Here is a 5,557-nt window from a genome sequence, read left to right on the forward strand (position 1 = left end):
CCCGCCCTTGGGCGGTCGCCGGCGCCGAAGCGAGCACATGAGCGAGCACGCGCGCGCGCAGCAGCGGGTCGTCGATCCCCTGCCACAGGCGAAGCAGCTCCGCCGTGTCGCCGAGCGGGCCGCCGAGCGGGCAGGCGCGCGGGTCGTCGAAGGCGGAGACCGGGATCGCGAGGGACCGGGCGATCTCCGCCAGCCTGGCGGCCGCTCGGCCGGAACCTGCGACGAATTCGGAACCCATGCGCATCACCGATCGAATGATCGGAAATCAGTTTTACAGTCGGCCATGCGGTCAGCGTAACCGATCTACGTCCGACAAAAACTATCGGATGATGGCACGACAGCTCGATGTTTTCGGGCCGCGCGTCAAACCCGTATCGAGGACGGATGAATTCGCATCGCGATCTCGCGACGACGGTCGATGCCTGCATCGCGGCGCAGGCGGCGGTCGAGGCGGCGGGGACGCCGGAGATGCGGACCCTCGTCCGCATCCTCCTGTTCCGGCCCAGCCGGGAGCTGGCGCGCCTGGAGCGCGCGCGGGCGAAGGCGGTGCGCCGAGGCGCGCGGCCCGAACCGGCGACCGCATCCCGATCCCGCGGCGCCATCCCTGCGATCACCCTGGCGATCGCCCTTGCGCGCGCCGCCTCGCTCGACAGCCCCCGCGGGCCGCGCTACGTCACCGCCGATCCGAAGCGGCGCGATGCCGCGATGCGCGAGGAACGGTCCAACATGACGATTCAGGTCGGCGATCACCTGCCCCAGGCCACCTTCCGCATCACCGGCCCCGAGGGCCCCCTCGCCAAGACCACGGACGACGTGTTCAAGGGCCGCCGCGTCGTGCTGATCGGCGTGCCGGGCGCCTTCACCCCGAGCTGCCACCGCAACCACCTGCCGGGCTTCGTCAACAACAAGGACGCGATCCTCGCGCGCGGCGTCGACGCCATCGCGGTCACCTCGGTCAACGACGTGTTCGTGCTCGACGCGTGGTCGAAGGCCAGCGGCGCGGAAGGGCTCGAGTTCCTCGCCGACGGCAACGGCGACTTCGCCAAGGGCCTCGGCCTGGAGATGGACGGCAGCGGCTTCGGCCTCGGCATCCGCTCCAAGCGCTACGCGATGCTGGTCGAGGACGGCGTGGTGCGCGTCCTCAACGTCGAGGAATCGCCCTCGAAGGCCGAGACCTCGAGCGCCGAGGCGCTGCTCAAGGTGATCTGATCCCGGCGGGGACGCCCTTGGGAGGGCGCGCCGGCCGAGGCCGGACATGCGCCCTCGAATGGCCACCTTCCCGTTGCGAATTGCGGCCCGATCAACCTCAGGGGCCGCATGTCCTTCCTGCACGAACTGCCGATCGCCGACCTGATCGCGTCCTACGGCTACGTCGCGATCTTCGTCATCATCACCCTGGAGAGCGCCGGCGTGCCGATGCCGGGCGAGACCGTGCTGATCTCCTCGGCCGTCTATGCCGGCAGCACCGGCAACCTCAACATCGCGCTGATCATCGCCGCCGCGGCCGCCGCCGCGATCATCGGCGACAACCTCGGCTACTGGGTCGGCCGGCGCTGGGGCATGCCGCTGCTGCTGCGCTACGGCCGCATGATCGCCCTCGACCACGGCCGGCTCAAGCTCGGGCAGTACCTGTTCCGCGAGCACGGCGGGAAGATCGTGTTCTTCGGCCGCTTCACCGCGATGCTGCGCGCCTACGCGGCACTGCTCGCCGGGGTGAACCGGCTCGATGCCCGCCGCTTCATGCTGTTCAACGGGCTCGGCGGCCTCGCCTGGGCGACCAGCATGGGGCTGGGCTCCTACTATTGCGGCCGCTCGATCGAGCAGATCGCCGGCCCCGTCGGGCTGGCGCTGCTGGCCCTGGTGATCTTCGGCGGCCTGGCCCTGTGGCTGTTCGTGCGCCGCCACGAGACGCGGCTGCTCGCCGAAGCCGAGCGCGCGATCCCCGGCCCGCTCGCCTGAGCGGCGCGGGTCCTCCCCCCTCAGCGGCGGGTCTTGAACGGCGCCATCGCGGCCACCGCCAGCGCGTCGACGCGGTTGTTCAGCGGGTCGCTGGCGTGGCCCTTGACCCAGTGCCACTCGACCGTGTGGCGGGTGCGCGCCGCGTCGATGCGGCGCCACAGGTCCTCGTTCTTCACCGGCTTCTTGTCGGCGGTGCGCCAGCCCCGCGCCTTCCAGCCGTGGATCCAGCTGGTGACGCCCTGGCGCAGGTACTGCGAGTCGGTGAACACGTCGACGCGGCAGGGGCGCTTGAGCGTCTCCAGCGCCTCGATCGCGGCGAGCAGCTCCATGCGGTTGTTGGTGGTGTGCGCCTCGCCCCCCGAGATCTCGCGGCGCGTGTCGCCGTAGATCAGGATCGCGCCCCAGCCGCCGGGGCCGGGATTCCCCGAGCAGGCCCCGTCCGTGTAGATCTTGACCCGGGTGGGGGCCGCGTCGGTCGCCGCCTCGCTCATCGCGACCATCCGTAGGCCGAGGCGTCCGCGGCCTGCCGGTGGAAGCTCAGGCGGCGGTCGTACTCGCGCGGGTCCTTCGGCTGCACCAGGGCGCCGGGCGGCACGTTCAGCCAGTCGACCAGCCGCGTCAGCATGAACCGCAGCGCCGCGCCGCGGCACAGGATCGGCAGGGCCTCGATCTCGGCGGCCTCCAGCGGGCGCACCGCCTCGTAGCCGGCGATCAGCGCCGCGCCCATGTCGCGGTGGTAGGTGCCCTCAGGAGAGAAGCACCACGCGTTGAGGCAGATCGCGAGGTCGTAGGCGAAGGCGTCGGTGCAGGCGAAGTAGAAGTCGATCAGCCCCGACAATCCGTCGCCGATGAAGAACACGTTGTCGGTGAAGAGATCCGCGTGGATCACCCCGCCGGGCAGGTTCGCCGGCCAGCGCGCCTCGAGCAGGGCGAGGTCGTCGCGGGTGCGCGCGGCGAGCCCGGGCGCGACGCCGTCGGCCTGGCGCTCGGCCTGGTCGAACAGCCCCCGCCAGGCGCCGACCGAGAGGCTGTTGTCGCGACGCATGCCGAAATCGGCGCCCGCCGCATGGAGCCGGGCCAGGGCGCGTCCGAGCTCGGCACAGTGATGCGCGGTCGGCGCCTTCACCGAGACCCCGTCGAGGAAGCTGACGATCGCCGCCGGGCGGTCGCACAGGGTGCCGAGCGCCGTGCCGTCGCGGTTGCGGATCGGCTGCGGGCAGGCCAGCCCGCGGCTCGCCAGGTGCTCCATCAGGCCGATGAAGAACGGCAGGTCGCCGGCCCGCACCCGCTTCTCGTACAGGGTGAGGATGTAGGCGCCGCCGGTGGTGTGCAGGAAGAAGTTGGTGTTCTCGACCCCTTCCGCGATGCCCTTGTAGGAGAGCAGCCCGCCGATCTCGTAATCGGCGAGGAAGTCGGTCAAAGCCGCGTCGGATACCTCGGTGTAGACGGCCACGGCGCTTCTTTTCTACGGATCTTCAGATCAATCGGCACGCGACGATGTTCCCCGCCGGCCCGAGCCGGCGAGACGGGCGGGCGATGGCACCCGCCGCCCAAAGTCGCAGAGAACCTACTCGGCGGCTTCGCTGCGCAGCTCGCGCGGCAGCGGGAAGACCATGTCCTCGACCACGGTCTGCACCGTGTCGACCGTCACCGTGTAGCGGGCGGCGAAGGCGTCGATGATCTCCTCGACCAGCACCTCGGGGGCCGAGGCGCCGGCGGTGAGGCCGAGCTTGGTGATGCCCTCGAAGGCGGGCCAGTCGATCTCCTCGGCGCGGAGCACGAGGCGGGTGATCGGGCAGCCGACGCGCTCGGCGACCTCGCGCAGGCGCTGCGAGTTCGAGGAGTTCGAGGAGCCGACGACGATCAGCGCGTCGACCAGCGGCGCGATCTGCTTCACCGCCTCCTGACGGTTGGTGGTGGCGTAGCAGATGTCGTCCTTGTGCGGCCCGGTGATGGTCGGGAACTTCGCCTTCAGGGCCGCGACGATGTGCAGGGTGTCGTCGACCGACAGCGTCGTCTGGGTGACCCAGGCGAGGTTGTTCGGGTTCTCGGGCTCGAGCGCGGCGATCTGCTCGAGGTCCTCGACCAGGGTGATCGAGCCCTTGGGCAGCTGGCCCATGGTGCCGACGACCTCCGGGTGGCCGGAATGGCCGACGAGGAGCACGTGGCGGCCGCGCTTGTGGTGGATCTCGGCCTCGCGGTGGACCTTGGTCACCAGCGGGCAGGTGGCGTCGATGGTGATCAGGCCGCGGGTGTCGGCGTTGGCCGGCACGGTCTTGGCCACGCCGTGGGCGGAGAAGATCACCGGCGCCTCGCCGTCGGGGACCTCGTCGAGCTCGCGCACGAACACCGCGCCTTTGCGCTTCAGGCTCTCGACCACGTACTTGTTGTGCACGATCTCGTGGCGGACGTAGACCGGCGGCCCGTAGATCGCGAGCGCGCGCTCGACCACGTCGATCGCCCGCACCACGCCGGCGCAGAAGCCGCGGGGGGCCGCGAGCAGGATCTCCAGCGGCGGCTTTGCGGCGGTTGCGGACGCCCCGTCCGAGGCGGTGTCGAGATTCGTGATGGCGCTCATGATCCGGGATGTGGCGAGGAGGGGCCCGCCCTGTCAACCGGGCGGCCGCGGCAAACCCGCCGCGTGGGCACGCGCTATAGCACGTTTGCCGGCGCGGGTGACCCCCGGGGCCGGCGTTCGTCGAAGGGTGGGGATTCGGGGGCGCTGCGCGGGTCGCGTCGGGGTTCAGGTCCCGGCGCCGACGAGCCGCGCCTTGGCGGCCGAGGCGAGAAAGCCGGACCGGGTCTCGCCGGCCGAGGCGGCCGCGCGATCGATCCGCTTCAGCAGATTCTCCTCGACCGAGATGTTCACCCGCACGGCGCGCCCGGGGAGGTCGACGTCGATGAGGGCGACGATCGCATCGGCGCTGTCCTCCCGGAACACGCGATCGCGGCGCAGCGCGTCGAGCGAGCGGATGCCGGGGATCGGCTCGCCATCCTCGGCCAGGCCGCCGACATGGAAGGCCAGCATCTCGGCCGCCTTCACGTAGAGCGTGTCGAGGTCGTCCGCGCCGGTGGTGGCGCCGGGGAAATCGGGGAACGAGGCGCCGTAGTTTCCGGCCTCGCCGTGGATCAGCATGACGACACGGGCCATGGGCGGTGCTTCCCGTCGGGCCGACGATCCGGCCTCATCCTCGAAGGGCGGAGGCGTCACCACGCCCACCCGGCTTGCCGATACACGCTTCGCAGCGTGCCGATCGCCTGCTCGCGCCGACCGGCATCCACCGTCACCCGTCCCGGCCTGGTCGAATGCTTGAGCTGGACATGGTCGCCCGGGCCCTTCCGCGCGATCCCCCATCCGTCGGCTTCGAGGGCGGCCAGCAGGTCGCGGGTCTTGGAGAGGCGGACGCGAGGCGGCATGGCGATCCCGTCCGGGTCGCTCGCTGCGGCCGCAGCGCCGTCGATCCGCGGGCCTGCAAGCCGGATTATAAGCGTCGCCCGTCGTTGCGCAAGCTTGTGTATGGCAAGCGCGCGTGCGGACGGCGCGATCGGCAGCGCGCGCCTGCCGTCCGACCTTCGTGACCGCGCGTCCCGCAACCGG

Annotated in this window: 8 protein-coding genes; 2 read left to right on the forward strand and 6 right to left on the reverse strand. The window is 71.2% G+C overall.

The genetic code is table 11. From position 1 onward, the window contains the following. Window positions 1-244 (reverse strand): hypothetical protein (locus FV223_RS18825; RefSeq protein ID WP_147728440.1); only part of this gene is annotated, 244 nt, incomplete at its 3' end. A gap of 482 nt (window positions 245-726) precedes the next feature. Between FV223_RS18825 and FV223_RS18830 the strand changes: the two genes are divergently transcribed. Both FV223_RS18830 and FV223_RS18835 read left to right on the forward strand, forming a co-directional pair. Further along, on the forward strand, window positions 727-1,209 hold the full coding sequence (locus FV223_RS18830; RefSeq protein ID WP_147728447.1) for a peroxiredoxin: 483 nt from the start codon (window positions 727-729) through the stop codon (window positions 1,207-1,209). 108 nt (window positions 1,210-1,317) lie between these two features. Beyond that, complete coding sequence (locus FV223_RS18835; protein ID WP_147728441.1) at window positions 1,318-1,959, forward strand: DedA family protein; 642 nt, start codon at window positions 1,318-1,320, stop codon at window positions 1,957-1,959. A 20-nt stretch (window positions 1,960-1,979) separates the two neighbouring features. Here the strand turns inward: FV223_RS18835 and rnhA are convergent, their stop codons facing one another. The 5 genes from rnhA to FV223_RS32595 all read right to left on the reverse strand — a co-directional run. Next, window positions 1,980-2,450, reverse strand: coding sequence for a ribonuclease HI (gene rnhA / locus FV223_RS18840; RefSeq protein WP_147728442.1), 471 nt, complete (start codon window positions 2,448-2,450; stop codon window positions 1,980-1,982). Continuing rightward, on the reverse strand, window positions 2,447-3,412 hold the full coding sequence (locus FV223_RS18845) for a homoserine kinase (protein ID WP_147728443.1): 966 nt from the start codon (window positions 3,410-3,412) through the stop codon (window positions 2,447-2,449). Before FV223_RS18845 ends, rnhA begins: the two co-directional genes overlap by 4 nt. Window positions 3,413-3,526: 114 nt before the next feature. Next, window positions 3,527-4,537, reverse strand: coding sequence for a 4-hydroxy-3-methylbut-2-enyl diphosphate reductase (ispH, locus tag FV223_RS18850; protein ID WP_147728444.1), 1,011 nt, complete (start codon window positions 4,535-4,537; stop codon window positions 3,527-3,529). 165 nt (window positions 4,538-4,702) lie between these two features. Further along, window positions 4,703-5,110 (reverse strand): type II toxin-antitoxin system HicB family antitoxin, encoded by a 408-nt coding sequence (locus tag FV223_RS18855; protein ID WP_147728445.1) that lies wholly within the window; start codon window positions 5,108-5,110, stop codon window positions 4,703-4,705. A 56-nt stretch (window positions 5,111-5,166) separates the two neighbouring features. Beyond that, window positions 5,167-5,557: type II toxin-antitoxin system HicA family toxin (locus FV223_RS32595; RefSeq protein WP_348644808.1), on the reverse strand; the 391-nt coding region annotated here is incomplete at its 5' end.

It is taken from the genome of Methylobacterium sp. WL116, assembly GCF_008039455.1.
Taxonomy (GTDB): Bacteria; Pseudomonadota; Alphaproteobacteria; order Rhizobiales; family Beijerinckiaceae; genus Methylobacterium.